This is a genomic window from Mesorhizobium sp. M1A.F.Ca.IN.020.06.1.1, from assembly GCF_004023265.1.
Lineage (GTDB): Bacteria > Pseudomonadota > Alphaproteobacteria > Rhizobiales > Rhizobiaceae > Mesorhizobium.
On the sequence record NZ_RZSR01001484.1, the window covers coordinates 1 to 899 of the forward strand.

The 899-nt window shown below is 64.6% G+C and carries 1 protein-coding gene; it reads left to right on the forward strand.

The features are described 5' to 3' along the window. The coding region (gene uvrC, locus EOA60_RS35035) for an excinuclease ABC subunit UvrC (protein WP_128312732.1) at positions 1-899 on the forward strand (899 nt) is incomplete at both ends.

Below are 899 nucleotides of genomic sequence, written 5' to 3' on the forward strand. Positions count from 1 at the left end.
ATCCAGACTTTGGTCAAGCGGCTGCCCAACCAGCCGGGCGTCTACCGAATGATGAACGCCGCCGGCGACGTGCTCTATGTCGGCAAGGCGCGCAGCCTGAAGAAGCGCGTCACCAACTATGCGCAGGGGCGCTTCCACACCGCCCGCATCGGCCGCATGGTGCGCGAGACGGCGACGATGGAATTCGTCGTCACTCGCACCGAGATCGAGGCGCTGCTGCTCGAGGCCAACCTCATCAAGCGGCTGAGGCCCCGCTTCAACGTGCTGATGCGGGACGACAAGTCGTTCCCTTACATCCTGCTTACTGGCGACCATGTCTCGCCCGGCATCTACAAGCATCGCGGCGCGCGCTCGCGCAAGGGCGACTATTTTGGGCCCTTCGCTTCCGCCGGCGCGGTCGGGCGCACCATCAATTCGCTGCAGCGCGCCTTCCTGCTGCGAAGCTGCACGGATTCCTTCTACGAGAACCGCACGCGGCCCTGCCTGCTCTACCAGATCAAGCGTTGCGCCGGTCCCTGCACCGGCGAGATATCGCATCGGGGCTATGCCGAGCTGGTTGCCGAGGCGAAGGACTTTCTCTCCGGCCGCAGCCAGAAGGTGAAGACCGAGATCTCGGCCGCCATGCAACAAGCGTCCGAAGAGCTCGATTTCGAGCGGGCCGCTATCTACCGGGATCGCCTCGCGGCGCTGTCGCATGTGCAGGCGCATCAGGGCATCAACCCGCAGACGGTGGAAGAGGCGGATGTCTTTGCCATCCACCAGGAAGGCGGCCAGACCTGCATCCAGGTGTTCTTCTTCCGCACCGGCCAGAACTGGGGCAACCGCGCCTATTTCCCCAAGGCCGATCCGGCGCTGGAGCCGGCCGAGGTGCTGGGCTCCTTCCTCGCGCAGTTCTATGA